22 protein-coding genes and 1 pseudogene are annotated in these 25,555 nt (G+C 56.4%); 8 read left to right on the top strand and 15 right to left on the bottom strand.

What is annotated here, in order from left to right:
* Positions 1-3: 3 nt before the first annotated feature.
* The 6 genes from M9920_13750 to hisB all read right to left on the bottom strand — a co-directional run bounded on the left by M9920_13750 (position 4) and on the right by hisB (position 3,036).
* Positions 4-249, bottom strand: a complete 246-nt coding sequence (locus M9920_13750; GenBank protein ID MCO5053352.1) for a glutaredoxin family protein — start codon at positions 247-249, stop codon at positions 4-6.
* A gap of 55 nt (positions 250-304) precedes the next feature.
* Positions 305-688: a glycine cleavage system protein GcvH gene (gene gcvH / locus M9920_13745; GenBank protein ID MCO5053351.1), complete on the bottom strand. Its 384-nt coding sequence runs from the start codon at positions 686-688 to the stop codon at positions 305-307.
* A gap of 74 nt (positions 689-762) precedes the next feature.
* Positions 763-1,197, bottom strand: coding sequence for a hypothetical protein (locus tag M9920_13740; GenBank protein ID MCO5053350.1), 435 nt, complete (start codon positions 1,195-1,197; stop codon positions 763-765).
* 39 nt (positions 1,198-1,236) lie between these two features.
* Complete coding sequence (locus M9920_13735; protein MCO5053349.1) at positions 1,237-1,737, bottom strand: hypothetical protein; 501 nt, start codon at positions 1,735-1,737, stop codon at positions 1,237-1,239.
* 5 nt (positions 1,738-1,742) lie between these two features.
* Complete coding sequence (locus M9920_13730; protein MCO5053348.1) at positions 1,743-2,336, bottom strand: sigma-70 family RNA polymerase sigma factor; 594 nt, start codon at positions 2,334-2,336, stop codon at positions 1,743-1,745.
* A 37-nt stretch (positions 2,337-2,373) separates the two neighbouring features.
* Positions 2,374-3,036 carry an imidazoleglycerol-phosphate dehydratase HisB gene (gene hisB, locus M9920_13725; GenBank protein MCO5053347.1) on the bottom strand — a complete coding sequence of 221 codons (663 nt, stop codon included), beginning with the start codon at positions 3,034-3,036 and terminating at the stop codon, positions 2,374-2,376.
* Positions 3,037-3,313: 277 nt separating this feature from the next.
* Between hisB and M9920_13720 the strand changes: the two genes are divergently transcribed.
* The 4 genes from M9920_13720 (at position 3,314) to M9920_13705 (ending at position 9,192) form a co-directional block, all read left to right on the top strand.
* The gene (locus M9920_13720) at positions 3,314-4,225 is read left to right on the top strand and encodes an ectonucleotide pyrophosphatase/phosphodiesterase (protein MCO5053346.1); all 912 of its coding nucleotides are present in this window, start codon (positions 3,314-3,316) and stop codon (positions 4,223-4,225) included.
* 218 nt (positions 4,226-4,443) lie between these two features.
* Entirely contained in the window at positions 4,444-6,885 is a 2,442-nt protein-coding gene (pheT, locus tag M9920_13715) for a phenylalanine--tRNA ligase subunit beta (GenBank protein MCO5053345.1), read from the top strand.
* Between the two features lie 93 nt (positions 6,886-6,978).
* Positions 6,979-8,286, top strand: a complete 1,308-nt coding sequence (locus M9920_13710; protein ID MCO5053344.1) for a TrpB-like pyridoxal phosphate-dependent enzyme — start codon at positions 6,979-6,981, stop codon at positions 8,284-8,286.
* Between the two features lie 15 nt (positions 8,287-8,301).
* Positions 8,302-9,192, top strand: a complete 891-nt coding sequence (locus M9920_13705; protein MCO5053343.1) for a transporter — start codon at positions 8,302-8,304, stop codon at positions 9,190-9,192.
* Positions 9,193-9,257: 65 nt separating this feature from the next.
* Here the strand turns inward: M9920_13705 and M9920_13700 are convergent, their stop codons facing one another.
* The 6 genes from M9920_13700 to M9920_13675 form a co-directional block, all read right to left on the bottom strand.
* Positions 9,258-12,602, bottom strand: a complete 3,345-nt coding sequence (locus M9920_13700) for a HEAT repeat domain-containing protein (protein ID MCO5053342.1) — start codon at positions 12,600-12,602, stop codon at positions 9,258-9,260.
* A 74-nt stretch (positions 12,603-12,676) separates the two neighbouring features.
* Positions 12,677-13,810, bottom strand: coding sequence for a sugar phosphate nucleotidyltransferase (locus M9920_13695; protein ID MCO5053341.1), 1,134 nt, complete (start codon positions 13,808-13,810; stop codon positions 12,677-12,679).
* Positions 13,811-13,916: 106 nt separating this feature from the next.
* Complete coding sequence (locus M9920_13690; GenBank protein MCO5053340.1) at positions 13,917-14,576, bottom strand: PEP-CTERM sorting domain-containing protein; 660 nt, start codon at positions 14,574-14,576, stop codon at positions 13,917-13,919.
* A 133-nt stretch (positions 14,577-14,709) separates the two neighbouring features.
* The gene (gene trpA, locus M9920_13685) at positions 14,710-15,507 is read right to left on the bottom strand and encodes a tryptophan synthase subunit alpha (protein ID MCO5053339.1); all 798 of its coding nucleotides are present in this window, start codon (positions 15,505-15,507) and stop codon (positions 14,710-14,712) included.
* A gap of 525 nt (positions 15,508-16,032) precedes the next feature.
* Entirely contained in the window at positions 16,033-16,632 is a 600-nt protein-coding gene (locus M9920_13680; protein MCO5053338.1) for a DUF4145 domain-containing protein, read from the bottom strand.
* 643 nt (positions 16,633-17,275) lie between these two features.
* Positions 17,276-17,584, bottom strand: a complete 309-nt coding sequence (locus M9920_13675; GenBank protein ID MCO5053337.1) for a hypothetical protein — start codon at positions 17,582-17,584, stop codon at positions 17,276-17,278.
* 273 nt (positions 17,585-17,857) lie between these two features.
* Between M9920_13675 and M9920_13670 the strand changes: the two genes are divergently transcribed.
* Positions 17,858-18,853, top strand: coding sequence for a malate dehydrogenase (locus M9920_13670; GenBank protein ID MCO5053336.1), 996 nt, complete (start codon positions 17,858-17,860; stop codon positions 18,851-18,853).
* Positions 18,854-18,934: 81 nt separating this feature from the next.
* On the opposite strand, the gene tyrS is transcribed toward M9920_13670, so the two are convergent.
* Positions 18,935-20,212, bottom strand: coding sequence for a tyrosine--tRNA ligase (gene tyrS, locus M9920_13665; GenBank protein ID MCO5053335.1), 1,278 nt, complete (start codon positions 20,210-20,212; stop codon positions 18,935-18,937).
* Between the two features lie 39 nt (positions 20,213-20,251).
* A complete protein-coding gene (gene hisD / locus M9920_13660; GenBank protein MCO5053334.1) occupies positions 20,252-21,541 on the bottom strand; it encodes a histidinol dehydrogenase in 1,290 nt (429 codons plus the stop codon).
* Between the two features lie 158 nt (positions 21,542-21,699).
* On the opposite strand from hisD, the pseudogene M9920_13655 reads away from it, so the two are divergent.
* Both M9920_13655 and M9920_13650 read left to right on the top strand, forming a co-directional pair.
* Positions 21,700-22,476, top strand: a pseudogene (locus M9920_13655) (ATP-binding cassette domain-containing protein).
* Between the two features lie 334 nt (positions 22,477-22,810).
* Positions 22,811-24,127, top strand: coding sequence for an alginate export family protein (locus M9920_13650; protein ID MCO5053333.1), 1,317 nt, complete (start codon positions 22,811-22,813; stop codon positions 24,125-24,127).
* 109 nt (positions 24,128-24,236) lie between these two features.
* Here the strand turns inward: M9920_13650 and M9920_13645 are convergent, their stop codons facing one another.
* Positions 24,237-24,674, bottom strand: a complete 438-nt coding sequence (locus M9920_13645; GenBank protein ID MCO5053332.1) for a hypothetical protein — start codon at positions 24,672-24,674, stop codon at positions 24,237-24,239.
* A gap of 72 nt (positions 24,675-24,746) precedes the next feature.
* On the opposite strand from M9920_13645, the gene M9920_13640 reads away from it, so the two are divergent.
* On the top strand, positions 24,747-25,523 hold the full coding sequence (locus M9920_13640; GenBank protein MCO5053331.1) for a type II secretion system GspH family protein: 777 nt from the start codon (positions 24,747-24,749) through the stop codon (positions 25,521-25,523).
* Positions 25,524-25,555 lie beyond the last annotated feature (32 nt).

Below are 25,555 nucleotides of genomic sequence, written 5' to 3'. Positions count from 1 at the left end.
GGTTTATTTTGCGGGTTTCAATTGTTCCCAGAATTGGGCCAGTTCTTCCGGTCCGAAATCCGCCAAAATTTTCCCATCCACGTCAATGACCGGCGCGAGGGTTTGTCCGGAGAGCGATTTCATTTCGGCGGCCGCCGCGGCATCGGTGATTACGTCCAAAGTAGTGTACTGAATTTGATGGGTATCCAACCATTCCCGCGCCTTTCGACACCAAGGACAATACGGTTTAACAAACAAGCGAACCTTCATTCTGGGATAAAACGTAATCCGAAAAAGGCGATGAGCAAATCCGTCGTCGTAAGGATCAACCGTTGATTTGCGCCTGATACTGATCCGCAGACAGCAAGTCGTTAAGCTCCTCCGGCGCTTCCAGTTTGATCCGGTAGAACCAACCGCCGGCGTAGGGTTCGCGATTGACCAGAGCCGGATCCTCTACCGCCGCCTGATTCACTTCGAGAATCTCGCCACTCACCGGCGAATAAATATCGCTCGCCGTTTTGACTGATTCCACGACCGCGCACGCCTCGCCAGCTTTGACTTTCCGCCCCACGGCCGGGAACTCAACAAACACCACATCCGTCAACTCATGCTGTGCGTGGTCGCTAATACCTACGGTGGCTATCGCTCCGGCGACGCGGATCCATTCGTGTGATTTGGCGTATTTAAGATCGGACGGTACCTGGCTCATAAAATCTGGCATGGAGCTTACGAGGTCTGCCCGAATTCACAAATGGATTTTTTGCTGATGGGCAAACCAACGATTTAATTGAGCCGCTTCAAGGTAATCAACCAGGCGGTGGCGTTTTCCGGCACATTACCTCCGTGAACCAAAACCTCGCCCGCTTTGAAGGGTTGAACCCGGCGGCTGCACTCCTCGCCTTGCTGGCCGTAGAAAGTGATCTCCGCTTTTTTGGCCGTAAGCAATTTTACCGAAATTGAGGATTTTTCACTGACCGTGATGCGACCAGATTCACCGCCCTTCGTCTCGAACTCGCTTTTCTTTACAACGAAGAAATTCTTCCATTTCAACCCCAGGCTCTCCAGGCGCGTTCGCGTTGCCGCGTCGGCGGGATGATATTCATCGTTGGGCGGTTTTTCGTCGTTGGTGGCCCAAACCAGTTGCACCTCGAATTTCGCATCTGCCGCCGCAGCCACGGTATTTCCAAAACCAAATGCGATTCCGGAGATTAAACTCACCCAGAGCCAAACCTTGCTGAAAACGGATGCCAAGTTCATCTAGGGAGTCAAGGTAGTGTTTCCACCGTCGTTGGGAAAGTCGTTTCCGGAGCCGTAGTCAAACCACACCAGTGTCGTGGCGGTGGCGTAATTGTGATACGTGAACGAAGCCGATCCATCTGAAATCGTAATGGCATCCGTATCTCCTGTGGCGTGCGACCAACTTAACAAGACCGCGATGGCCACGGCGGCTGCGGCCCCGGCGGACACCAATAATCGTCGCCACCAAGCCAGAATGGATGAACCGGCGGCGCGACGTCTCTGCAGCTTCGGCTCAGGCGCGATTGCCCGCTCAATCTTGGCCCAGTAAAATTCCCGCGTCTCGGGTAGTTTGATCGCTGATTCGTGCGCGACAATCAAATCCCGGGTTTGCGAAAGTTCAGTGAGAAGTTCGCGCGCTTGCCGGTCTTTCGCCAGCAGATCGCGAAGGCCCTGGCTTTCACTCACTGGCAATTCGCCATCCAAGTAAGCCTGCAACTTCAACTGTAACTCTTTTTTCATCACTTCTAATCAACCTGCTTTAAGTCCTGCAATAATGCTGCCATTTTTCGACGCGCGTAAAACAAACGCGACATTACCGTTCCAATCGAGCAATTCATCGCCTTGGCGATGTTTTTGTACTCCATCTGCTCGAATTCGTGTAAAACGAGCACCGTCCGGTGCGCTTCCGTCAGCTTGCCCAGCGCCTCATCTATCCGGATCCGCAAATCCTCGCGCTCCAATCCTGCCGTCGGATTGACCGTGACGATCGGCATCTGCCGCTCCACTCCTCCGGATTCTTCATCCATCGCCTCGATGGATTCCGTTCGTTGACGTTTCCGTTTTCGGAGCTGGTCCAGGCACAGATTGATGACAATTCGCGTCATCCAAGTGGTGAAGCTGGATTCGCCCTGAAACTGAACCAACCGCTGCCAACCCTTCACCCACGCCTCTTGAGAAAGATCAATCGCCTCATCCTCATTCCGCATCATTGTGTAGGCTCGCGCATAAATCTTATCCCGATGCCGCGCCACCAACTCTTCAAATGCGACCATGTCGCCGTTCCGCGCGGAACGAACCAAAGCCTCGTCTGAAGTAGCGAAATGATCTAAATCAGCCATCAATTCGACGGATTGATTGTGGGTTTATTCAGTAACTTCAAAGCTGGCCTTTCGTACTGGGAATTTGGCCGTCAATGCGCGGATCTCGCTGGCAGGCAGCATCTACCGCCTTGGCAAACGCTTTGAAAAGCGCTTCGACGATGTGATGCGGTTCTTCGCCGTAAAGCAATTCCAAATGCAGATTACACCGCGCTTCATTGGTGAAACCTTGAAAAAATTCCCTGGCCAAACCGAAACGAAACGCGCTGGACATGTCTTGTTGACGTTCCGTCCGAGTAAGCCGTTTGTAGGCGCGTCCCTCCAATCCACGCCAAACCAAATGCGGTCGGCCACTAAAATCAATGACGCAACGGGCCAGACATTCATCCATCGGCACATAAGCTTCTCCAGTGAAAGGGTTCTTGGGATGAAAATCCGCTCCATAGCGACGAATCCCTTTTTTATCCCCCAAAGCCTGTAAAATCGCCTGTCCCAAAGCGATGCCGCAATCTTCGACGGTGTGATGCGCATCTACTTCCAAGTCGCCCTGACAGCGCAGTTTAAGATCAACCACTGCATGTTTCGCAAAGAGCGTCAGCATGTGATCAAAGAATGGGATTCCTGTCTGGATGGAAGCCTTGCCCGAACCGTCCAACTTGAGCTGAACTTTAATTCGGGTTTCTTTCGTGTGTCGCTGCAATCGCGCCTGCCGAACTCGCATGACGCCAGTTAAACAAAAGCTCGCTCAGAAAACCAATCGGAAACGGCGTAATTTGCGATTCATCATGAATACTCGTCGGCCACCAACGAAACTAACGAAGAGAAAATGAGGCGAATCCACGGGTGGATTCAGTGGCGATTGACTTTGACTCGCGACGCGAACGTAAGGTATTTCAAGTAGGAAGTCTTCACGGAGTGGAGGCACTCATTTGTAAAGTTTACGAAGATTGAAGAGTTCCAAAGTGAATAATCGCCGCAATCAACCGTCAATAACCGCAATGTTCTTAGGAAATTATCTGATCCGTTTGTTGGTCGTTTTTGTTTTCACCGCCGGAGTTGAATCCGCTTTCGCCGCAAAACCGCCCGCTGTTAAACATGTTTTTATCGTCAGCTTTGACCAAGGCAATCCCGCCCTGCTAAAGCGAACCGATCTGCCGACGATCCATCAAATGGTCACTGAGGGCGCTCACACTTGGGAAGCTTACACCATCGTGCCAAGCATCACCCTGCCCTCGCATACTTCGATGCTGACCGGCGTGGGCATTCAAAAACATCAGGTTACTTGGAATGGTTATGACCCCAAAAACGGACTGGTCACGGTACCAACGATTTTCAGCCTAGCCAAGGCGCGAGGACTGAAAACCGCCATGTTTGTCGGCAAGGAAAAATTCAAACATTTGGACCTGCCCGGCTCGGTGGATAAATTCGTCTGGCCGCAACCAACCGATGATGCTTACGCCGTCGCCCAGGCGTTCGTCGCCAATTTTGATCAGGTCATGCCTAATGTGTGCTTCATTCATTTCCGGGATCCAGACTCCGTTGGTCACGCGACCGGCGCTTACTCACCGGAGAAGATCAAGGCTTTGAAAGACTGCGATGCGGCGCTGGGAATGATTCGTGACGCGGTGAAGGCCGCGGGCGTTTTGGATCAGAGTGTATTTATCTTAACTGCGGACCACGGCAGTCACGATGCCCAAAATAAGGAGGGCAAAACGGTCGGCTCGCACGGCAGCACCGCACCGGAAGATGTGACGATTCCGTGGGTGGTTTGGGGCAAAGGGGTCAAAAAAGATTTCACCATCACCGCTGCGGTATCCACCTACGACTCGGCTGCCACCGCCCTCTGGTTGATGAAAGTTCCGCTGCCTGAATCTTTCTGGGGTCGGCCGGTCACCACGGCGTTCAAATAACCGCATCAGCTTCGTCCCGACTGATTCCCGAAGAACGCGGACGTGCGGACTCCGATCGCGCACTACCGGCACGACGGACAATTTACCTTGCCTACAGCCCGTCCAGATCGGTTGACGGGCGGTTCAGATTGAATTGATTGGCTCTGACCGTTGGTGACTGCTACTCTGCCCGGTCTCGAAACGACAGAGTGTTTGTTTCGGGACATTTTTCGCGCACGATGAAAGTTACGCTTAATTGGCTCAAGCAATACGTTGATTTCAACTGGACCGTCGAAGCAGCCGTCGAACAGCTTACGATGCTTGGATTAGAGGTGGAAGGAGTTCAAAAACTCTCCGGCTCTTTCGACGGCGTGGTGGTCGCTCAAGTCATCACGCGAGAGAAACATCCCAACGCGGATAAACTCTCCCTCTGTCGCGTCAATGACGGCACGGGGGAGCGCCAGATCGTTTGCGGCGCGCAAAATTTCAAGGCCGGCGATAAAGTTCCGCTCATTCTGCCCGGAGCCGCCCTGCCCTTGAAACCCGGCGAAAAGACACCGCACCACATCAAAGTCGGCAAAATTCGCGGCGTGGAATCCCAAGGCATGATGTGTTCGCCACAGGAACTCGGTTTGACCGACGACGCCGAAGGCTTGTTGATCTTGCGCGCGGATGCCGTGGTTGGCCAATCGTTTGATGAATATCTCGGACGCAGTGGCGGCGATGTGGTGTTCGATTTGGAAGTCACGCCCAATCGGCCTGATCTCAATAGCGTCATCGGCATCGCGCGGGAAATCGCCGCCGTTGTCGGAACCCAATTAAAACTACCAACGGTACAGCTTCCCGATGCGGTACCAGGCGCGACGGCACCGACGGTCGCGTCCCTGGTACGCGTGCGGGTCGAAAGCCCGGATGCTTGTCCGCGTTACACGGCGCGGGTCATTAAAGGCGTGAAAATCGGCCCCAGCCCGGACTGGCTGAAAAATGCGTTGGAACGCATCGGCCTGCGCAGCATCAGCAACGTGGTGGACGTGACGAATTACGTCATGCTGGAAACCGGCCAACCGCTGCACGCTTTCGATTACCATTTGGTGGCCAAAAATAGCGACGGCCAGCCAACCATTGTCGTGCGTCGGGCGAACGCGAATGAAAAGTTCCAAACGCTCGACGATCAGGAACACACGCTGACCGAGGCCATGCTGCTCATCGCCGACGAGCAGAAAGGGATCGCGCTCGCGGGCATCATGGGCGGCGCGAACACCGAGATCAACGATCAGACGGTGGATGTCCTGCTGGAAAGCGCGTACTTCACGCCGACACAAATCCGGCACACCGGCAAACAACTGGGGTTACGCACCGAGTCCAGCTACCGCTTCGAACGCGGCGCGGACGAAAACATCTGCGATTGGGCCAGTCAGCGCGCGGCGCAACTGATCTTGGAAACGGCAGGAGGCCAATTAGCCGAGGGTGTGGTTGAGGTTCGAGCGCAAACGCCGGCCAAAGCGCCGGTCACTTTGCGATTCGCTCGCACGAATGCGCTGTTGGGCATCACGATTCCCGCCGCGCAACAAATCGAATTTCTGAGCAAGCTGGGATTTGCCGTGAGCAATCAGACCGACCACGCGGCCGCTTTCACGGTACCAAGCTGGCGCGTGGATGTTAAACGCGAAACGGATTTGATTGAAGAAATTGAGCGTCTGCATGGCCTGGAAAAAACACCCGCCACCCCACCACGCGGCGCCATTGGCACGAACACGTTTGATTCCATCCACGACCAGATCAGCGAGGCGCGGCGACTGCTCACCGGCCTCGGCCTCGACGAAGCGCAGGGGCAAACGTTGATTGCGCGGGCGGAAGTGCGCGACGTACCGGCAGACGCGATCGTCGCGCTGGCCAACCCGCTCAGTTCCGACATGGATGTGTTGCGCCCGAGTTTGTTGCCCGGATTGCTGCACTCGTTGCGACACAACGTGGCCCGTCAGAATCACGAGGTGAAGTTGTTCGAAATCGGACGGGTGTTTTTTAAGCGCGACCACGCCGCGCGCGAAGAGCGCCGGATTGCCCTGGCGCTAACGGGCCGGCGCGCGGCCAACTTTTGGAGCGGCGCCGAACGCGACGCGACGCTGGACGCCACCGATCTGAAAGGTTTGGTGGAAGAACTGCTCGAACAGCTCGGCCTGCGCGGCGTCGTTTTCACTCGGCGCGAGACCGCCACGAATCTATTCCTTGAGTCGGCCACCCTCACGCTCGGAGGGAAATTGCCGTTGGGCGAATTGGGCGTGTTGTCTCCGGTTCTGGCCAGACAATATGATTTGCGAAATGCGGTATTGCTGGCGGAATTGAATTTGGATCAATTGCTTGCGCGACGAAATCCCGCCAAATCATTCAAAGCGTTGCCGCAATATCCAGCCAGTCGCCGCGACGTGGCCATGTTCGTCCCGGAAGCTGTGACGCACGATGAGGTTTTACAAACCGTCAAGCGCGCGAAAGCGGCCCACTTGGAAACGGTCGAATTGTTTGACGTGTTCCGTGGCAAGAACGTTCCCGAAGGGCGGAAAAGCGTCGCCTACGCGCTGACGTATCGCAGCAACGACAAAACCCTGACCGAAGCGGAAGTCAATACCGCACACGAAAAAGTCTTGACCGCGCTCAAGACAAATTTATCCGCGGAACTGCGGTAAAGAGTTGCATTGCGCGGCGGCTTCTAATTATTCTTGGCCCATCCAGTGAGATGCGTGAGCTGATCATTCAGGCAAACTTTACATAGAACACTTATGAGCCAAACGACAAACTTCGCCCTGACGCAAGCGGACATTCCGTCCGCATGGTATAACCTCAACGCGGATTTTCCCGAGCCGTTGCCGCCACCGCTGCATCCCGGCACGAAGGAGCCAATGCCGCCCGACGCGCTGGAAGCCATCTTCCCGCGGAATCTGATCGAGCAGGAAATCTCTGGTGAACGCTGGGTGGAAATCCCGAAACCCGTCCGGGAAATCTATGCGCTCTGGCGGCCAACACCGCTGTTGCGCGCCGTCCGATTGGAGCGCGCGCTGCAAACTCCCGCGCATATTTATTACAAATACGAAGGCGCCAGTCCGGCGGGCAGTCACAAGGTCAACACCTCCGTCCCGCAGGCGTTTTTCAACAAGGAAGCCGGCACCAAACGATTGGCGACCGAGACGGGGGCGGGCCAATGGGGTTCATCCCTCGCGTTGGCCTGCAGTTTCTTCGGTCTCGAATGTAATGTGTACATGGTCAAGATCAGCCATGACACGAAGCCGTACCGCCGCATGTTGATGCAGACCTGGGGCGCAACGGTGCATCCCAGCCCGAGCAACCAAACCGAATACGGGCGCAAGTTGCTGGCTGAAGACCCGAATTGTCCGGGCAGTCTCGGCATCGCCATCAGCGAAGCCATCGAGGATACGGTCAAGCATCCGCACACCAAATACTCCCTGGGCAGCGTGCTGAATCACGTCTGCCTGCACCAATCGGTCATCGGTCAGGAAAGCATCAAGCAAATGGAAATGGCCGGTGAGGAGCCGGACGCGATCTTCGGGTGTTGTGGCGGCGGCAGCAATTTTGCCGGTCTCGTTTTCCCGTTCCTGCATAAAAAAATCAAGGAAGGTAAAAAGTATCGGATCGTCGGCGTCGAGCCATCCGCCTGTCCGACTCTGACCAAAGGCGAGTTGCGTTATGATTTCGGTGACACGGCGGAAACCACCCCCCTGCTGAAGATGTACACGCTGGGACATAAATTCATGCCGCCGCCCATTCACGCGGGCGGTCTGCGTTATCACGGCATGTCCCCCATGGTCAGCCACGCCCTGCATCTGGGGCTGATCGAAGCGGAGGCGTATCACCAGACCAAAGCGTTCGAGGCGGCCGTTCTGTTCGCCCGCAACGAGGGCATCGTTCCCGCACCCGAATCTTCGCACGCCATCGCGGCCGTGGTGCAGGAAGCGCAACGCTGTCGCGAGGCCGGCCAAAAGAAGGTCCTGTTGTTCAATCTTTCCGGACACGGCCTGCTGGATCTGACCGCGTATGAGAGTTATTTCGGTGGCAAACTCCAGGACGTTTAACCTCACATTAAAATCATGATAAAATCCAAACTAATCCCCAGTTGTCTCGCGCTCGGCGGCATGGCCCTGTTCAGCGGGATTTCCACAGCGTTGGCCCAACCCATTGTCGCGGGACACTACCCCGCCGGGGCGGAAGGGATCAAAGCTGCATCGTTACCACCACCCGGTGTGTATTTCCGCGACTACAGCATGTTTTACACTGCGGACAAGTTTAAGGACGTGCCGGTGGACATGCACATTGCGGCTTACGTCAATGCGCCGCGTCTGATCTGGATGACCGATCTGGAAATCCTGGGCGCGAACTACGGCATGGATGTCATCGTGCCCTTCGGCCAGTTGAACTGGAAAGTCGGCGGCGCCTCCGACAGCGACTTTGGTCTGGGCGACCTGCAAATTGAGCCGCTGCTGTTGTCCTGGCATTTCCAGCAATTTGATCTGGCCGCGGGCTATGCCATTTGGGCGCCGAGCGGCGACTTCGAATTAAACAAGCCCGATGTCATCGCCAAAGGGTTCTGGTCACACATGCTGACCTTCGGCGGCACCTGGTATCTGGATCAGGATAAAACCTGGGCGCTTTCGTTGCTGAATCGGTATGAGTTCGCCCATCGCCAGCAAAATACGCATATCAAGCCCGGACAGGTTTACACCTTGGAAGCCGGTTTCAGCAAAAGCGTAAATCAGGGGCTGGACCTGGGGTTGATCGGTTACTATCAACAACAAACCACCAAGGACTCCGGAGCGACCGCGACCAATAAACGCGATCGCAAGTTTGGTGTCGGCCCGGAAATCAACGCCTTCTGGCCTGACGCCAAGCTGTTCGTCTCCTTGCGCTACGCTTATGAGTTTGGCGCCGTGGAACGCCCCGAGGGCCGGTTGTTCACGCTTACGCTGACGAAGTTGTTCTAAACGAAACGCGGCAGTTTTAACTCACGCGGCGGACTCACCTTCCGCCGCGTTTTGCTTTTGCCCGGTTACTTCAGTCCGGCCAGGTATTCCACCAAATCGCGGATTTCGCGCTTCGTCAACACCTCGCGCAAATTATCCGGCATGCCGGACATGCCGTTCTGGCGAGTTTCAATCGCGGACTTCTTGATGGTTTCAAGTCCGTCCTCCGGCGACAAAATTTCGATGCTGTCATCCGTTTCCCGCTTCAATACTCCGGCGTAAGTAACTCCGCTTTTCAGCACGCCTTGGACGTTTTCAAACCCGTCGGTAATTTTTGCATTGGGCAGAATGATGGATTCGAGCAAATAGCGGCGATCCGCGCGCGAACCAATTCCCGATAAGTCCGGTCCGGCCACGCCACCTTCGCCGTTGACGGTGTGGCAGCGAATGCAAGACGCCTCGATTTTATGACGAAACAGTCTGCGACCGGCTGGCGCGTCTCCACCCGCGAGACAATCCTCAAACTGCTCCACCACCGGGCGCTGCTCGCGCGTGTGTTGGAAACGCGCCAACGCGGTCTGCACGTTGGTGGCGGGATGTTTGGCCGCTGCCTCCACCAGATCCAAGGCCACCGCCGCCTCAATCTTGCCCTGAGCCAACCGCTCCAACTGCGCGGTCAACAGTTGGTCCACTTCTTCGCCGTGCCAATCGCCCAAGATGGCATAGGCGGTCTGTTGCTCCGCCCGGCTGCCGGCTTCGAGTCTTTGTTTGAATCCTTCCAAAGAACGCTCGTGGCGATCCAGTTGCGCGTAAGCCTTCAGGGCCGCAAGACGTATGGCCTCCACGTCCGAAGCCAGCGCAACTTTCAGTTCCGCGGGATAATTGGGTGCGGCGATATCGCCTAAAAACTGCAACGCCGCCAGCCGCAATTCCGTTTCATCCGCCTCTGAGCGCCATTGCTGCCAGGCCGCCGGTTCGAAATTGCGCCAGCGGTTCGCTCCCGCTAACGCGAATAATTTGATTTTGAAGGCCGCATCCGGCGCCGCGGGCAACACCGCTAAAAGCCGGTCGGAAATTCCTTCAGACGCCAAAGCCGGTCGCGAAGTCAATGGCCGCCACAATCCAGTGATGTAATCCTTGCCATCGGGCTTTTCCCAATTCGCCAGCAAGGTCAATGCTTCCGGGCGGAGCGTCGTGGGAAAGTCTGGCGCGGCGGCAAGTCGCGCCAGGCGCTGCGCCGATGCGATTGAGCCTAAACGGAAATTGGCGTTGATGACGCGACGCAGAATCGCATCACGCGGCGTGGGTGCTGCCTCCGGTCCCGACGGTAGTTGGGCGAGAGCGGGCCGCGCATCGCTCAGGGCGGCCAATGCGGGCAGAGCCTCGACAATGGGTAAATCGTTGATTGCCCGGGCGGCTTCCGCTACCACCAATGGATCAGCATCCGTTAGAAACGCCTGCACCAAAGGCGAGGCTTTATGGCGCAGCGCCACAACCGCCGCCAGCCGCACCTGGAGTGAAGGATTTTGTTCCAACGCCGCCAGCTCCGAATCGGAGCCACAGTGTTCCAACGCCAGACTGACGGCATGCCGCAGCCACGGATCAGTCTCGCTCCGTTGCAACACCGTTTGGACCACTGTGAAATCTTTTGCCAAACCGATCTTTGACAAGGTATGCGCCGCAAAATAGCGCACCCGGATTTCGGGATCTGCCAAAAGTTGCACCACCTCCGGGCGATAATGGTTTAACTTCGCATCGCCAACCATTTTGAGCGCTTGGGCGCGAACCTCGGCCACCGCGTCCTCGAGCAGAGGTTTCCATTCCACCGCTTGTCCGTTTCGCGCCAACTGCCCCAAACCCCAGATGGCGTGCAGCCGTGCCAGTAACAATTCATGGTGCGCGGCGACGTCAGCCAGTTCTGCCGTCGCGCGATGGGCTACCAAGGCAAACTGCGCTTCTCGTCGCACGCGCCGATCCGGATGCGCCAGCAGCTTTTGCAATTCACCATTGCTGCGCTGTTCAAATCCTTCCGCGAACAATTGCTGCGTCCGGCGGGCCAGAGCTTCCTGCCGCGCTTCCGGTTCAAAGACCCGATAAATGCGCCCTTTGCCCGTCCCCTCCCAGCCGGTGATCCAGTCACACGCATAAAGCACTCCGTCATAACCAAAATCCACATCGGTCGGCAGAAAATTCCACCAAAAGCGTTCCACCTCACCAAGTCGGAATCCCGCGCCCTGGGATTGCACTGTGAACGCAAGAATGCCGCTGATGGGTGTGGGGCTGCCGCTGAAATTGCAAACAAAGAAGTGCTGCCGCCAGCGTTCGGGCAATCCGATTCCGGGATCGAACGTCAAACCGCTGGGGCCATTGCCAACCTTGTCGGAAACCGGCGGCAAGGCGTAGGCCGCGCGCCCCGGAAAATTCTCAAAACAAAGCCGCTCGCTGATCCAGGAACTACGCGCCATGGGAATTTTGATGAACTGCCAGCCTACCCGCCAGCCGCTGTCGCCGCCCTCCGCCAGATAAACGACGCGCGCCGGATCGCTCGCATCGGAATTGTTATCCACCGTCCAGAGATTGCCGTAATCGTCGAAGGTGAGTTCCTGTGGATTCCGTAGCCCCGTGTAAAAGATTTCCAAATTTCCACCATTCAGATCACAACGAAATACCGCCCCCGATTCGGTGTTCTCAACTTGCTTGCCGTTGGGCAACGTGACCGCCGCGCCGCGATCACCAATCGAAAAATAAAGTCGCCCGTCCGGCCCCAACTGCAGGCCATGCAAATCATGCCCCAGAAATCCATAACGCACGCCGTAACCGTAGCTCAGGCTTTCGCGTTGATCCGCGACGCCGTCGTGGTCCAGATCGCGCAATCGCCAAAGGTGCGGGATGTCGGTGTAGTACACGTTTCCGTGATGAGCCAGCACTCCGGAACCCAATCCATCTTCCAAACGATTGAACCCGGTCGCAAAATTCTTGGATTGATCCAACCGGCCATCCCCGTCGCTATCCCAAAGCAACACCACACGATCCTCGTTAATTGTCCACCAGGCGGTGTTGTCCGGTTCAATGCGCCTGGTGTAAGCGATTCGCTCCGCCACGGATCGTGAAGCCAGTTCGGTGTCCAGCCAGTCCATTCGCCCGCGAATGTCCGGCACGCCGGCACCAAACCGGAAGGTTTCCGCCACAAAAAAGCGGCCTTGTTCATCAATGCTGAACGCGACCGGATTCGCCAGCAACGGCTCGGCGGCCACCAGTTCGCATCGAAAGCCGGTCGGCAAGGCAAATCCTTTGATTGCTAATTCCGCCGGGCTGATGGTGGGCGAGGTTTGGGGAACGGACGTTTCGGTCGCCGGCGCCGCGACGACCAGAAAGAAAGCAACTAATTTTAGCGCCACGAACCATTCACCGAACAATTTCAGCAACCGCATGATTTGAGAAAATGCCAGTGAAACTCCTCAAGGCAAGCTCACAGAACGAAAGTTTTTTACGCGGGCACCGCGAATCACACCAGCCGTTTCAACCGCTTATCGGCGCCGATTTTCTTGACCAATTCCTTGATCTTCTGAGCCTGCGCTTTGTGCGCCAGCAACACCGCATCATCCGTCTGCACGAGAATCGCGTCGCGTAAGCCCACGACCGCAATCGGCGTGCGCCGCTCCTTGGTGCGCGCGTCGTAAATGATATTTCGCGCCGCATCCACATGGATGAAATCGGCCACGGCGGTGTTTCCTTCCGCATCGGCTTTGAGATGACGAGCCAGGGCCGGCCACGCGCCGAGATCATCCCACGCGAACGCGCCATCCGCACAGATGACATTTTGCGCGTGTTCCATCAGTGCGAAATCAATCGAGATTTTTTTGATCTCGGGATAATCGCGCGCCAGCGCTTTCGCCAGCTTGGCCGGTTGGGCCGCCACTTTGAACCAACGTTGACAGGCGGCGAACATTTCCGGTTGATGCTGCTCCAAACCATTCGTGATCGTGATGAAACTCCAGACAAACATTCCCGCGTTCCAGCGGTACTGTCCGCTGTTTGCGTATTCCAACGCGCGATCAAAATTGGGTTTCTCCACAAACTGTTCCGCCTTGTAGAACGTAGTCTTGGTTTTTTTGCTGCCGCTCGGAGTCGGCAACGGATTCCCAATCCGGATGTAACCATACCCGGTGGCGGGTTCGGTGGGCTTGATGCCAATCGTCACCATGACCTGCCCTTGCGCCGCGACGGTGAAGGCGTCATTCAACACCTGCTGAAACTTTTTTGTCTCGGGCACCACATGATCCGCGGGCAGGACCGCCAGAATCCCCGTGGTGGTTCGGGCGCCAACCAAGGCCGCCCCCAATGTAACCGCCGCACAGGTGTCTCGTCCCAACGGCTCGCCAACAATGTTGTCCTTGGGCAGCTTCGGGAGTTGTTTGCGCACCGCCGCAACCTGCGCGGCATTCGTAATGACGAAGATGTTTCGCAGCGGCACCAAGGGCAGCACGCGTTCCACCGCTTCCTGGAGAAAGGACCGGTCTCCCAGCAGCTTGAGCAGTTGCTTTGGCGAATGTTCGCGGCTCACGGGCCAGAACCGCTCACCCCGCCCCCCCGCCATAATGATGACGAAACGATCCTGTTTATCGGCTGACTTTTTCATCGTCGTGGATTGAACACCGACCCGGCCTGAAACGCAAAACCCTTTCTAAGCAGCGCAACAAAAAACCCCGGCGCGGGCCGGGGTGAAAATCGAGCGCTGCCGCCCGTCAAGCTTGGCGACGTCGCCATCCGGCCAGCGCCATCACTCCCGCAAACCCCAAGGCCAACGCGGACGGTTCCGGTACCGCGTAAGCCGTCACGTTATCAATGTAAAATTGGATGGGAAAATCATCGGCCGAATTGGCCCCGAAATAAAGTTGAAACCAGCCGGTGGCGTCTTCTGGATCCGCCCACCCCAACTCCGCAAAGGAAACATCCACATGAGTGCTATACAGCGCGTTATCGTCGGCGTTATGCCAGGCATCGCCCGAAAGTTTCTCGAATTGTGTCCAGCCATTCGCTCCGGCGCTGTTGCCCGCGATGTTGACGTTATACCAATTCGCAACCCCCGGAGTGAAACTGCTGCCATCCAAAATCAAATCAAAGCTGAGCCGTCCCTGACCACTCGCCGCCAGACTCTGCATCTCGACTTGGTCGGGCCAGCTAAACTCCTTGAGATAATTAAAACTTCCACCCAACGTCCAGCCTCCCGACGACGGGGTGGCTTGCAAGGCCGCACCGCCCGACCAGCCCGCCGGCCCGGTGGCGGACCAACTGAAATTTTGAAAGCCTTGGGCGTCCTCATCGAAAGTGTAGCTCAAATCCGCGCGCGCGTTCAGCAGCAATGACAGGCTGACTCCGATTGAAAGAAAAATTCGTTGCTTCATAAAAAATGCTCCGGTTCGCCGTTACGTTGAGCATTCTATAAAAGATCCACTGGACGCTGTCACGGAGTTTCTCGGCTTCACGCTCAACAAAAATTGACTCCGTAATATCCCTGACCCCAAACCGCGCCGCCATTCAACGCTTCACCGCCTCCACCATCGCGCGCACAAAATCGGTGATGCGCGTCGCCCCGTCCGGCGATGATCCCAACTGCGCGATCTGATTCACAATGGCACTGCCGACCACGCAGCCATCAGCGGCCCGCGCCACCGTTTGAGCCTGCTCGGGATTTGAAATCCCAAACCCCACCACAATGGGCAATTCCGTGTGCTGACGAATTTTGGCGACCTGCTCCGCCAGATCACTCGCAATCTGCTGCTGCATACCGGTCACTCCCGCGCGCGAAATGTAATAAATAAAACCGGCCGCGCGTTGGACAATCGCCGCCACCCGCGCCTCCGGCGTGGTCGGCGCAATGAGATAAATCTGGCGCAATCCATGTTTGGCCATGAGCGCTTCGTAGGCGCCGCTTTCTTCCGGCGGCAAATCCAGCACCAACAAACCGTCCACGCCCGCCGCTGCCGCCGCTTTGATGAAGAATTCCAATCCAACCTTGTGGATCAGATTGAAATAAATGTAGAGCACGATGGGAATTTGCGCGTCCCGACGAATGGCGGCGACGGTTTCCAGCAATTTGTCCGGAGTCGTGCCTGCCGCCAATCCGCGTTGCGCCGCCAATTGATTCACCAGGCCATCGGCCAACGGATCGCTGAACGGCACCCCCAGCTCCAAAACGTCCACTCCGGCCCGATCAAACGCCACCGCAAACTTCCGCGTGGCTTCCAGATTGGGGTCGCCCGCTCCGATATAGACCACAAAAGCTTTTTTCTCCTGACGCCGAAGGTCGGCAAATCGCGCATCAATCCGATTCATGGCCCTCATTGTCGGAACACCAGCGGTGGAGGCAAGCGACAAGTGGACGAAGATTTGTTCACCCATGATTTTGACTGCGCCCCACCGCCCTTTCACCGCCGCCCAATGACGCTTATTGCCAGCTTAGCCGGAACGATTCGATTGGAGTTTGGGTGGAACGGGCCAACTGCATCCTTCCGGCTTACGTTGTCAAGGCGGCCGTTGCCAAAGCCGCCAAGCGCTAGACAGCAATGCCACACCAACTGCGAACAAGAACATCGCCATCACGATGAAGACCGCGATGTTGTTCATGAACTCAATGTGACGCGAACGAAATCCGACGATGAGCGGACCAACTGCGCAGTAAAGGAAATACACGCCAAGCAATCCCAAAAATACGGCGCTGACTCTACGCCAAATGAAACGTTGTGGATCGCCACTCATGAGGTTCGCTGTCGCCTAATAGCCCCAGCAACCCGGCGCACGGGACGCAATGATTGCAACCGCGACGCAAGGGCCGGGTTAGATGCAACGCATGGCTAGCCGTCATGGCTTACCTCTCGCTGCACGTATGGCTTTTGCAATTGCAGGCGTAACGAAGATGACGTAAAGGAACTGCTCGGCCAGCCGCAAACAATCCTCTGCGTCCTCCTTCTTGACTTCATCCTTATTCGGATGTGCTGCGTCGTTGCCAACCCAGCGGACAACTGTAGCCCACTCCTGAATATCCTTCGTGATCACCCCGAGCTTGGCCAACTCTGTGATCTGATCCACCAGTTGACTAGCGGTAGCACCCTTGGCAACACAGGCTGACTGAATGCAACGTCGAGCCATGACTGCACACGCCCGGTAGCATTGAACCGCAAAACACATCTTTGCCTCGTCCAAATCACGGGCAAGCTCCTTGGGAACATTCGGGTCAGTCGGACTTGGCAGAGGGTGCGGAAAGATAATCTCGCCGTTATTGAGGACGAGAGATGGCTGGTGGCAGCTGTTGCAGACGCCAATCCACCACTCTTTGCGAAGATCCGGCTTCCAAATTGCGTCTGCGCGAAAGGTCGTTCCGTAACTGTTTTTAAACTCCGCCGGAGCGGCGCTCAGCGCGGTGTGCTTGTTACAGTGGGGACAATAGAGTGATACAGCCATCTGCGTGAATGTTGACTAACAGTTAAGTGAGCGACAGTTGCATTGGCCTGTTTGTCGCGTGATCATTGTGTCCGCAAATTGAGGTTGCCCAAACTACTTGTCAAGCGGTGGCTTCCCAAAACTAGAGCATTTTAAGTATTCCTATAGCCGCCGACGCAGCGGGCCTCCAACCACAAGCCAAGCGTTTGGGGCAAACGGACGACCGCCCTGGGTCCGGGACGAGCACCGGCGCGATAGCGTCTTGGACTGCGGCAGTCTTCTGCCGCTGTGGAATCATCGGCCCGCAACGGGAAAGCGGCAGAAGACTGCCGCACTTCAAAACCTCGCGGACGGAGGCGACGTACTGGCAGTGGATCAGCCGGTAATGCGCCCCACCACCCCATATCTCGTCCTTCGTAAATCATCCCTCGTAATTCGCCCCCCATCCCCCATTCCTCTGCCAATCATTCCTCTGTCTTCCCGTTCGCGTATTTCGTGTATTTCGCAGTTGTATTTCCCTTGGGGGGAACGGGTCTGAAATGGATACGACTGAGAGGTCATGAACACCCCAGTCAGTCAGAAGCGGCAGAGTCATCACCAGTGATGCGCTTGTACTTTCTTCACGCGCTGTCGGTATCCTCGCTCAGCGCCGGGCAGACGCAGCTCAATGGTACGGAATCTCCATCTTGAAAAACGCATACGTCCATGCAGCGATAAAACCGAGCCACACAATCCAACAATAAGCGGCTCGGCGTCTGATTGCCAAAAGAACCAAAAAAGTAAGCAAGGCGGGAAAGCCGTAAGCTCCGACCTGAATCAAGATGTCCCAAATACTCAATGTGAGGGACGCGTCGGAACGAAAGAAAACACCTCCGACTTCCGCATTGGAGGGTCTGAAACCGTGGTAAAACACCACTGCCGAATGGACGTAGGCGGCGATCCATGGCGCGGACAAGGCCATCAGGGCCAGCACGATTAAATCCAGCCACGTCGGAAGCCGGGTTTGAAATGGATGCTGCCGGGAGATCATGGCCACGAAAGAACAGACCTTTAAGTGAGTTGCGCAACCCGGGCGATTGGTTGCTGGTTTCGGGAATTTCGCAGTTCAATGGCTTTCATTAGCTTGAACCGTAGCCGGCGATTTTAAGCTTGTCCACAGGGAAAGCAGGTCTGCGCGCTTGCGTGGACTTGATAGCTCTCCTTATACTGACGGCGGACGGTAAAACTTTAAGTTGTCTTTGCATTTATGAACCAAATCCCCATTCGTGTTGCGGTGACTGGCGCGGCCGGTCAAATCGCCTATTCATTGTTGTTCCGAATCGCTTCCGGCGATCTCTTCGGGCCTAACCAACCAATCATCCTACACCTCATCGAGGTGGATATTCCCGAAATTCTGGCAAAGTTGAACGGCACGGTGATGGAGATCGAGGACTGCGCCTTCCCGTTGTTAAAAGGCATCGTGGCCACCGGCGATTTGAACGTGGGTTTCAAAGATGTCAATTGGGCGCTCCTCGTCGGCGCGGCGCCGCGCAAGGCGGGCATGGAACGAAAGGACCTGCTCGGCGCCAACGGCAAAATCTTTGTGGGCCAGGGGCGGGCGTTGGAAAAGAACGCCGCAGCCGACGTGCGCGCACTGGTCGTGGGCAATCCGTGCAACACCAACGCGCTGATTCTCATGAACAACGCGCGGGGCATTCCCGCGAACCGGTTCTTCGCCATGACCCGGCTGGATGAAAACCGCGCCAAGGCGCAGTTGGCCAAGAAAGCGAGCGTGGACACGACGGCGGTGACCAATCTGGCCATCTGGGGCAACCACAGCTCGACCATGTTTCCGGATTTCTTCAACGCGCGCATCGGCACGCGACCAGTGCCGGACATCATCGGACACAAGGAATGGTTGGAGAAGGATTTCATTGCCACCGTGCAACAGCGGGGCGCGGCGGTCATCAAAGCGCGCGGGCTTTCCAGCGCCGCCAGCGCCGCGAACGCCGCCATTGATACCGTGCGTTCCCTGGTCAACGCCACTCCGGGAACGGACTGGCACAGCGTCGCGGTTTGCAGCGACGGCAGCTACGGCATCGAGAAGGGTCTGATGTTCAGCTACCCGATTCGCAGCACGGGCAAAGATTGGAATCTGGTCCCCGACCTGCCGCTCAACGAGTTCAGCCGCGCCAAAATCGCGCAGACGGAAAACGAATTGAAAGAAGAGCGCGCCCTCGTCAGCGAACTGATTCCCAAATGACGCGCCAGTCGCGGCTCCTCCGCAGAAAATGAATTTGCCCCGGTTCGCGCCGGGGCATTTTTATTGGATCGCACGAACGAATTACTTCGCCGTTACCACCACGTAATTTTTACGGCCCTTGCGCAACAGCACGTGCCGGTCAAAGAGCAAATCCCGCGTGGTGACGGAGCGATTGATATTCGCTTCGCGCACGTTGTTGAGATTAACGCCGCCGCCCTCGACATCTTTGCGGGCCTGACCCTTGGAAGCGCTCAGTCCCGCCAGCACCAATAATTCCACCAACGCCAAACCGTCACCGGCAAACTTCGTCCGCTCGATTTCCCGCGTTGGCACTTCGCCCACGATGTCTTGAAACAAGCGCTCGGGTACTCCGGCCAGATCGCCGCCGAACAAAATCTGACTGGCGTGAACCGCCTCCTGGGTTGCCGTCGCGCCGTGGATCATCTCCGTGACGGCTTGGGCGAGGGCTTTTTGCGCGGCGCGCGCGCCGGGATTGGCGTGCTGTTGTTCCGTCAGCGCGGCAATTTCCGCTTCGGGCAGAAAGGTGAAGAATTTCAGATATGACAATACGTCCGCATCGGCGGTGTTGATCCAGAACTGATAGAATTTGTAAACGCTGGTCTTTTGGGCATCGAGCCAGATCGAGCCACCCTCGGATTTACCGAACTTGGTCCCGTCTGATTTCGTGATGAGCGGCAAGGTCAAACCGTAGCCCTGTCGCCCCAACTTCTTGCGCATCAGATCAATGCCTGCGGTGATGTTGCCCCATTGGTCACTGCCGCCGATCTGCAATTCGCAACCGTGATCCCGCGCCAGCACGTAGAAATCAAACGCCTGGAGCAGCATGTAACTGAATTCGGTGTAGCTGATCCCCGTGTCCCGATCGGCCATGCGCGCGCGCACGGATTCCTTGGCCACCATTTGATTGACGGAAAAGTGTTTACCCACGTCACGGAGGAAATCCAAGTAACTGACTCCGCGCATCCAGTCGGCGTTGTCCACCAGTTTCGCCGGATTCGCGCGCGCCTCAAAATCCAGGAAGCGGGCCAGTTGCGGACGCACCGCTTCCACGTTGGCCTTGATCCGCTCCGGGCTTAACAGCGAGCGTTCAGCGGATTTGCCGCTGGGATCACCAATGCTTCCAGTCGCGCCGCCCGCCACGGCGATGGGGTGATGCCCCAATTGCTGAAACCGGCGCAACGCCAACAGCGGCACCAAATGTCCAACGTGCAACGAGTCGGCGGTCGGATCAAAACCACAGTACAGGGTGACGGGGCGATTCAGCTTCTCCGTCAATTGGGCTCGATCCGTGCAATCGGCGACCAAGCCGCGCCAATCGAGTTCAGCTAAAATACTCATGGGTTCACAAGGTAAAAAACCGGAGGTATCATGGCCAACTCAGAAGCGCACTACCGCTGATTGACCGTGCGCGTCCAAGCCTTCGAGTTCGGCAAACTTCCGCACCGTCGGCAAGGCGCGACGCAAACCAGCGCGTGAGTACTCGACCACGCTGGTGCGCCGTTGAAATTGATCCACCGTCAACCCCGCAAACGAAACCCCCGCGCCGTCGGTGGGCAACACATGACTCGGACCCGCAACATAATCCCCCAACACGGTCGGAGAATAATTTCCGAGGAACAGCGCGCCGGCGGTCGTGATGCCCGCGCTCACTGCCCGCGCCTTTTGGGTGATGACTTCGCAATGTTCCGGCGCCAACCGATTGGCGAGCGCCACGCCCTCGCCCAGATGCTTCACCTGGATGAACCAGGTGTTCCGATTCAATACGCGTTGCACCAGTTTGCGCCGGGATAGGCCGGATAATTGCCGCGTCATCTCCTTGGCCACGGCGGCCAATAACCTGGCGGAAGGGGTGACCAGCCAGATGCGTTCGTGTCCCGAACCGTGCTCCGCCTGCGCCAGCAGATCCGCCGCCACAAAACGCGCGTTCGCCGTGTCATCCGCCAGCACCAGCAATTCGCTCGGCCCCGCCAGCAAATCCACCGCGACCCGCCCGAACAACAAGCGTTTGGCCATGCTGACGTAGGCATTGCCTGGACCGAAGATTTTCTGCACCCGACGAATGGTGGGTGTTCCGCAGGCCAGCGCGGCAATGGCTTGCGCGCCGCCAACCCGGTAAATCTCGGTCGCCCCCGCCGTGCGCGCCGCGAATAGAATGGTGGGATTGATGGTGCCGTTGCGACCGCAAGGCGAACAAACCACGATCTCCTTGCAACCGGCTTCGCGGGCCAACGTGATGGTCATCAAAGCCGTGGAAGCCAACGGTGCCGTGCCGCCGGGAATGTAAACACCCACCCGCTCGAAGGGATCGAATTTTTCGCCCACGATCGCTCCGTGTGAATTTTTGGCCTGCCAGTTTTTACGCCGCGATTTTCGGGCGAAGCGGGCGATATTCTGTTGCGCTTCGGCGATGGCGGTCCGCAGCGCGGGATCCGCTTTGAGCGAGGCCGCGAGCAATTCCGACGTGGTCGCCGCAAGCTGGCGCGCCGTCAATTTGGCGCCGTCAAACTTCGCGGTGAATTCCAACACGGCGGCGTCACCGCGCGTCGCCACCGCCTCGATAATGGCACTGGTCCGCCGCTCGATTTCGGAATCGAACAAACTGGTGGAGGCGGCGATCCGGGAAATCTTCCGCGCGAAATTTGGATCCGTATGACGGATTATTTTCATCGTCCTAGATTAAAAAACCGCGCGCGCTGAAGAAAGCAGGAAGCGATTGGAACAGGCGAAATCGAGTCGAAGTTTGCCAAAGCGTCAAAAATTTGGCGCAAACATGGACTTCTCTGGTCGCAGGATTTAAGGTGATCGGCGTTCGCTCATTAAAGCGCATGGCGTTGCTCGAAGTTCAAAATCTCAAAGTTCACTTTCCGGTCAAACGGCAGACGTGGGAACGAACTCAGCACTTCATCGCGGCCGTTGACGACGTAAGCTTCAGTATTGCGCCCGGCGAGACGCTCGGATTGGTGGGTGAAAGCGGTTGCGGCAAAACCACGCTGGGACGATCCATCGTCCAACTACAGCCGCCAACCTCCGGCCACATCATTTTCGATGGACGTGACCTCGCGCGTTTGAGTCGCGCTGAACTGCGCGCGCAACGGCGCCAGTTGCAAATGATTTTTCAAGACCCCTACAGCTCGCTGAATCCGCGTTTGACCGTTGCCGACATCATTGGCGAAGCGTTGGATCTGCATGGGCTGGCCGATAGTCCCGCCGCTCGGGCGCATCGGATCACGGGACTGCTCAAGGCGGTCGGTTTGGAGGCAACACATGCCCGACATTACCCGCATGAATTCAGCGGCGGCCAACGCCAACGCATCGGTATCGCCCGTGCCCTCGCCGTCGAACCTCGGTTAATTGTCTGCGATGAACCCGTCAGCGCACTCGACGTCTCGGTGCAGGCGCAGATCGTTAATTTGCTCCAAGACCTTCAAGAACAACACGGGCTGGCTTATTTGTTCATCTCGCACGACCTCGCCGTGGTGGAACATATCAGCCACCGCATCCTGGTGATGTATCGCGGCAAGATCATCGAATCGGGCGATGCCCGACAGGTGGTTCAATCACCGCAACACAGTTACACGCAAGCCTTGCTCGCCGCCGTTCCAGAAATCCATTTCAATACGAGGTAGAATTTCATCGGCGGAATAAGTCGGAAGCTGCGTCAGATCACCGCCACGACCGGCAGATCAATCCGGACTTCCAACCCGACGAATTTCCCAACGGAATCTGAAGGGATGTCAGTCTCAGTCCTCCGAATCAGCCCGACCAAAATAAATTTTTGTGATTAGCTTGACTTAGATTGCAACTGATGTGTAATCAGTAATTTAATGAATTGGCAAAATCATACTTGCCACTAAACAGCCTAAGCTAAACGCCTGAAACAGTTTGCGCACCGTTTGAAATCGAGGATTCTTACACCAATCTTAAACATCCAAATCCATGAACAATAAAAATCACATCCATCGCGCCCTGCTCTTGAGTGGGCTTTTACTATCGGCAACCAGTCTGATGCTTCAGGCGGAGGAAAATTCCACGCCGCCGGAGGAACATACTTGTGCCGCGGCCAATTTTTTGGAGGGCAAAATCCCCGACGCGATCGCCAAGGGCAAATTCTCACTCAACGTGCGGACGCGTTACGAAAACGTGGATCAAGAAGGAGGCACGCCACCGGCACACGCCGAGACCATTCGCACGCGATTCGGCTATACCACCGCGCCGCTGTATGGATTCCAGGCCATGATCGAAGCTGAAAACGTGACCGCCGCCAACAAGGATACCTACGCTGCCGGTCCGGGATCGCCCGTGGCGCGGGACATCATCGCCGACCCTACCGGCACGGAAATCAACCAGGTCTGGCTGGGCTACTCCTACAACGACACGAATTTCTCGGCCACGATCAAAGGCGGGCGCCAGATGCTCATTCTGGATAACGCTCGTTTTGTCGGCAACGTGGGTTGGCGACAAAACGCGCAGACTTTTGACACCGCCGGATTCAAATTGAGTCCGCTGAAAAATCTGGACCTTTCCTACAACTACCTCTGGAAGGTGCATCGCATCTATGGCGACGACTCTTCACTGGCGGCAACAACGAGCGATTTCCGCTCCGCTTCACATCTTCTCAATGCGGCTTATACCATTTCACCACTGGCGAAAATAGTGGGTTACTCCTATCTGCTGGATTTGAAAAACGAACGCGGTGGCAACGCGAGCAGCTCGAGCGCCACCTACGGAGGCTTTTTGACAGGAACGTGGACGTTTGACGAGACGGCCAAAGGGACCTTGGGATATCGGGGTGAATTTGCCTGGCAGACGGATTATGCCGACAATCCGGCTAATTACGAAACGACCTATTACCTGGGCGAACTCAAGGCCACCTATGATCGCTTTAACGTGAGTGTGGGTTATGAAGTGCTCGGTGCTGACAATGGCCAAAGCTTCCGCACCCCACTCGCCACCTTGCACGCTTTTAATGGCTGGGCGGATGTCTTTTCAGCCACCCCAGCCAACGGACTGCGGGACTTCTACGCCTCAGCGGGCGTCAACCTGCCGGGACAAATTCCAATCAGCTTCGTCTATCACAAGTTCGACTCGGACCGGGGCGGAGCGGATTACGGCCAGGAATACGACATCGTGGCGTCTCGCAAATTCGGAAAGAATTGGACGGTGCTGGCCAAATACGCGAAGTACGATGGTCGGGGTGGCCCCTACAACTTCGACAAGCAGGTATTCTGGGGCGAGATCGAATTCAACTTTTAATCGAGACCCATTTCAATCAACCGACCGGCCGACGGTTGATCTCGTTCATTGACGCCGGGCTGAAGCGCTGAGATTACAACGTACGGCCTTGACCGCTTCACCCGGCGTCTCACTGAGTCGCCGACACGGTAAAATCGTATTCCGCCTTTTGCTTCTGGTCGGTTTCCAACATGAGGCGATAAGTTACACCGGCTTCTAATGTTTCGGGGCGCGCGCCTTTGGTATCCGGATGCATGCCGCGGATATTGTTGCCATAATTAAATGTCGAAACCGGCACAGAGTTGGATTCAGTAATCAATCGCCAAACCGGCAGAACAAATTTATTCGTTTCGTAGGTCGTCGCGTTCACCACGCGAATGTTCTTCAGCTTGTAGTACCCGTTGAGTATAAAGGTGATCGGAATGCGCCCATCGCGCGCACGCGCTGGATTTAATCGGTGGGTAATTTGAATAGATTCCCGTCTGAAACGGTCTTTGTTCATGTAGAGACTCAAACCGCCTAGACCGAGTATGAGAATAATTGAAGCAATTAACTTTGATTTTGACATATTTCTACCGTTGACGAAATCGCGCACCCCTCTATTCGGTCGGCTGCGGCATGGCTGAATTCCTGACTTTGCATGAACTCTTCATCTGGCGTCAAACGCCTCCAACGTCCCATCCCGGTCGCTTGCGCCGGTTTCACACTGATCGAGCTGCTGGTGGTGATTGCCATCATCGCCATCCTGGCCAGCATGTTGTTGCCCGCTTTGGGCAACGCCAAAGAACAGGCTCTCCGGATCAAGTGCGCCAACAATCTGAAACAACTTTCGCTGGCCTCCATCCTCTACGCGGATGATTTTAACGACTATTTCCCTCCTCGCACAAACCAGAATCGTTGGCCGACGTTGCTGCAAGATTATTACAAGAACCTGGACCTGCTCATCTGCCCGACTGACGCGCGCCGCGGAGTGCCCTTGACCGACACCAGTGCCACCACACTGGCGGACCGATCGCCGCGCAGTTATCTGATCAATGGTTGGAACGATTATTTCAGCCATCAAACCGGAAATCCCAACCCGGAGACCTACAACGGCCTGGTTCTGAAACAGAGTGCCGTGCGCAAGCCCACGGACACGGTCCTGTTTGGTGAAAAGCGGAACATAGACGCCGGCGGCGTGCGCATCGCCATGGATTTCTTCATGGACCTCGGCGAGGGAGTGGGCAACGACGCTGATCGCGTGGAACGCGGCTGTCATTCCACTCAGCGCGCGGGAACGTTAAGCCGGTCTGGTTCGTCAAATTATGCTTTCGTGGACGGCAGCGTACGACTGCTCAAATACGGCAAGGACGTCTATCCGGAAAACATGTGGTCCATCCGGGATGAGGACCGCCAGGCTTTTGCGTGGAAACCTTGATTGCCGTCCATCCCCCCAAACCATGTTGAGAC

It is taken from the genome of Verrucomicrobiia bacterium (assembly GCA_023953615.1).
GTDB lineage: Bacteria > Verrucomicrobiota > Verrucomicrobiia > Limisphaerales > JADLHS01 > JADLHS01.
The sequence above is the reverse complement of the archived record's forward strand: the minus strand, read 5'-3'. Positions and strand labels throughout refer to the sequence as shown.

Bases quoted from the DNA above. Each gene is read 5' to 3' on its own strand.
- M9920_13750 (MCO5053352.1), bottom strand. From the start codon at position 249: ATGAAGGTTCGCTTGTTTGTTAAACCGTATTGTCCTTGGTGTCGAAAG.
- gcvH (MCO5053351.1), bottom strand. From the start codon at position 688: ATGAGCCAGGTACCGTCCGATCTTAAATACGCCAAATCACACGAATGG.
- M9920_13735 (MCO5053349.1), bottom strand. From the start codon at position 1,737: ATGAAAAAAGAGTTACAGTTGAAGTTGCAGGCTTACTTGGATGGCGAA.
- M9920_13730 (MCO5053348.1), bottom strand. From the start codon at position 2,336: ATGGCTGATTTAGATCATTTCGCTACTTCAGACGAGGCTTTGGTTCGT.
- hisB (MCO5053347.1), bottom strand. From the start codon at position 3,036: ATGCGAGTTCGGCAGGCGCGATTGCAGCGACACACGAAAGAAACCCGA.
- M9920_13720 (MCO5053346.1), top strand. From the start codon at position 3,314: ATGTTCTTAGGAAATTATCTGATCCGTTTGTTGGTCGTTTTTGTTTTC.
- pheT (MCO5053345.1), top strand. From the start codon at position 4,444: ATGAAAGTTACGCTTAATTGGCTCAAGCAATACGTTGATTTCAACTGG.
- M9920_13710 (MCO5053344.1), top strand. From the start codon at position 6,979: ATGAGCCAAACGACAAACTTCGCCCTGACGCAAGCGGACATTCCGTCC.
- M9920_13705 (MCO5053343.1), top strand. From the start codon at position 8,302: ATGATAAAATCCAAACTAATCCCCAGTTGTCTCGCGCTCGGCGGCATG.
- M9920_13700 (MCO5053342.1), bottom strand. From the start codon at position 12,602: ATGCGGTTGCTGAAATTGTTCGGTGAATGGTTCGTGGCGCTAAAATTA.
- M9920_13695 (MCO5053341.1), bottom strand. From the start codon at position 13,810: ATGAAAAAGTCAGCCGATAAACAGGATCGTTTCGTCATCATTATGGCG.
- M9920_13690 (MCO5053340.1), bottom strand. From the start codon at position 14,576: ATGAAGCAACGAATTTTTCTTTCAATCGGAGTCAGCCTGTCATTGCTG.
- trpA (MCO5053339.1), bottom strand. From the start codon at position 15,507: ATGAATCGGATTGATGCGCGATTTGCCGACCTTCGGCGTCAGGAGAAA.
- M9920_13680 (MCO5053338.1), bottom strand. From the start codon at position 16,632: ATGGCTGTATCACTCTATTGTCCCCACTGTAACAAGCACACCGCGCTG.
- M9920_13670 (MCO5053336.1), top strand. From the start codon at position 17,858: ATGAACCAAATCCCCATTCGTGTTGCGGTGACTGGCGCGGCCGGTCAA.
- tyrS (MCO5053335.1), bottom strand. From the start codon at position 20,212: ATGAGTATTTTAGCTGAACTCGATTGGCGCGGCTTGGTCGCCGATTGC.
- hisD (MCO5053334.1), bottom strand. From the start codon at position 21,541: ATGAAAATAATCCGTCATACGGATCCAAATTTCGCGCGGAAGATTTCC.
- M9920_13650 (MCO5053333.1), top strand. From the start codon at position 22,811: ATGAACAATAAAAATCACATCCATCGCGCCCTGCTCTTGAGTGGGCTT.
- M9920_13645 (MCO5053332.1), bottom strand. From the start codon at position 24,674: ATGTCAAAATCAAAGTTAATTGCTTCAATTATTCTCATACTCGGTCTA.
- M9920_13640 (MCO5053331.1), top strand. From the start codon at position 24,747: ATGAACTCTTCATCTGGCGTCAAACGCCTCCAACGTCCCATCCCGGTC.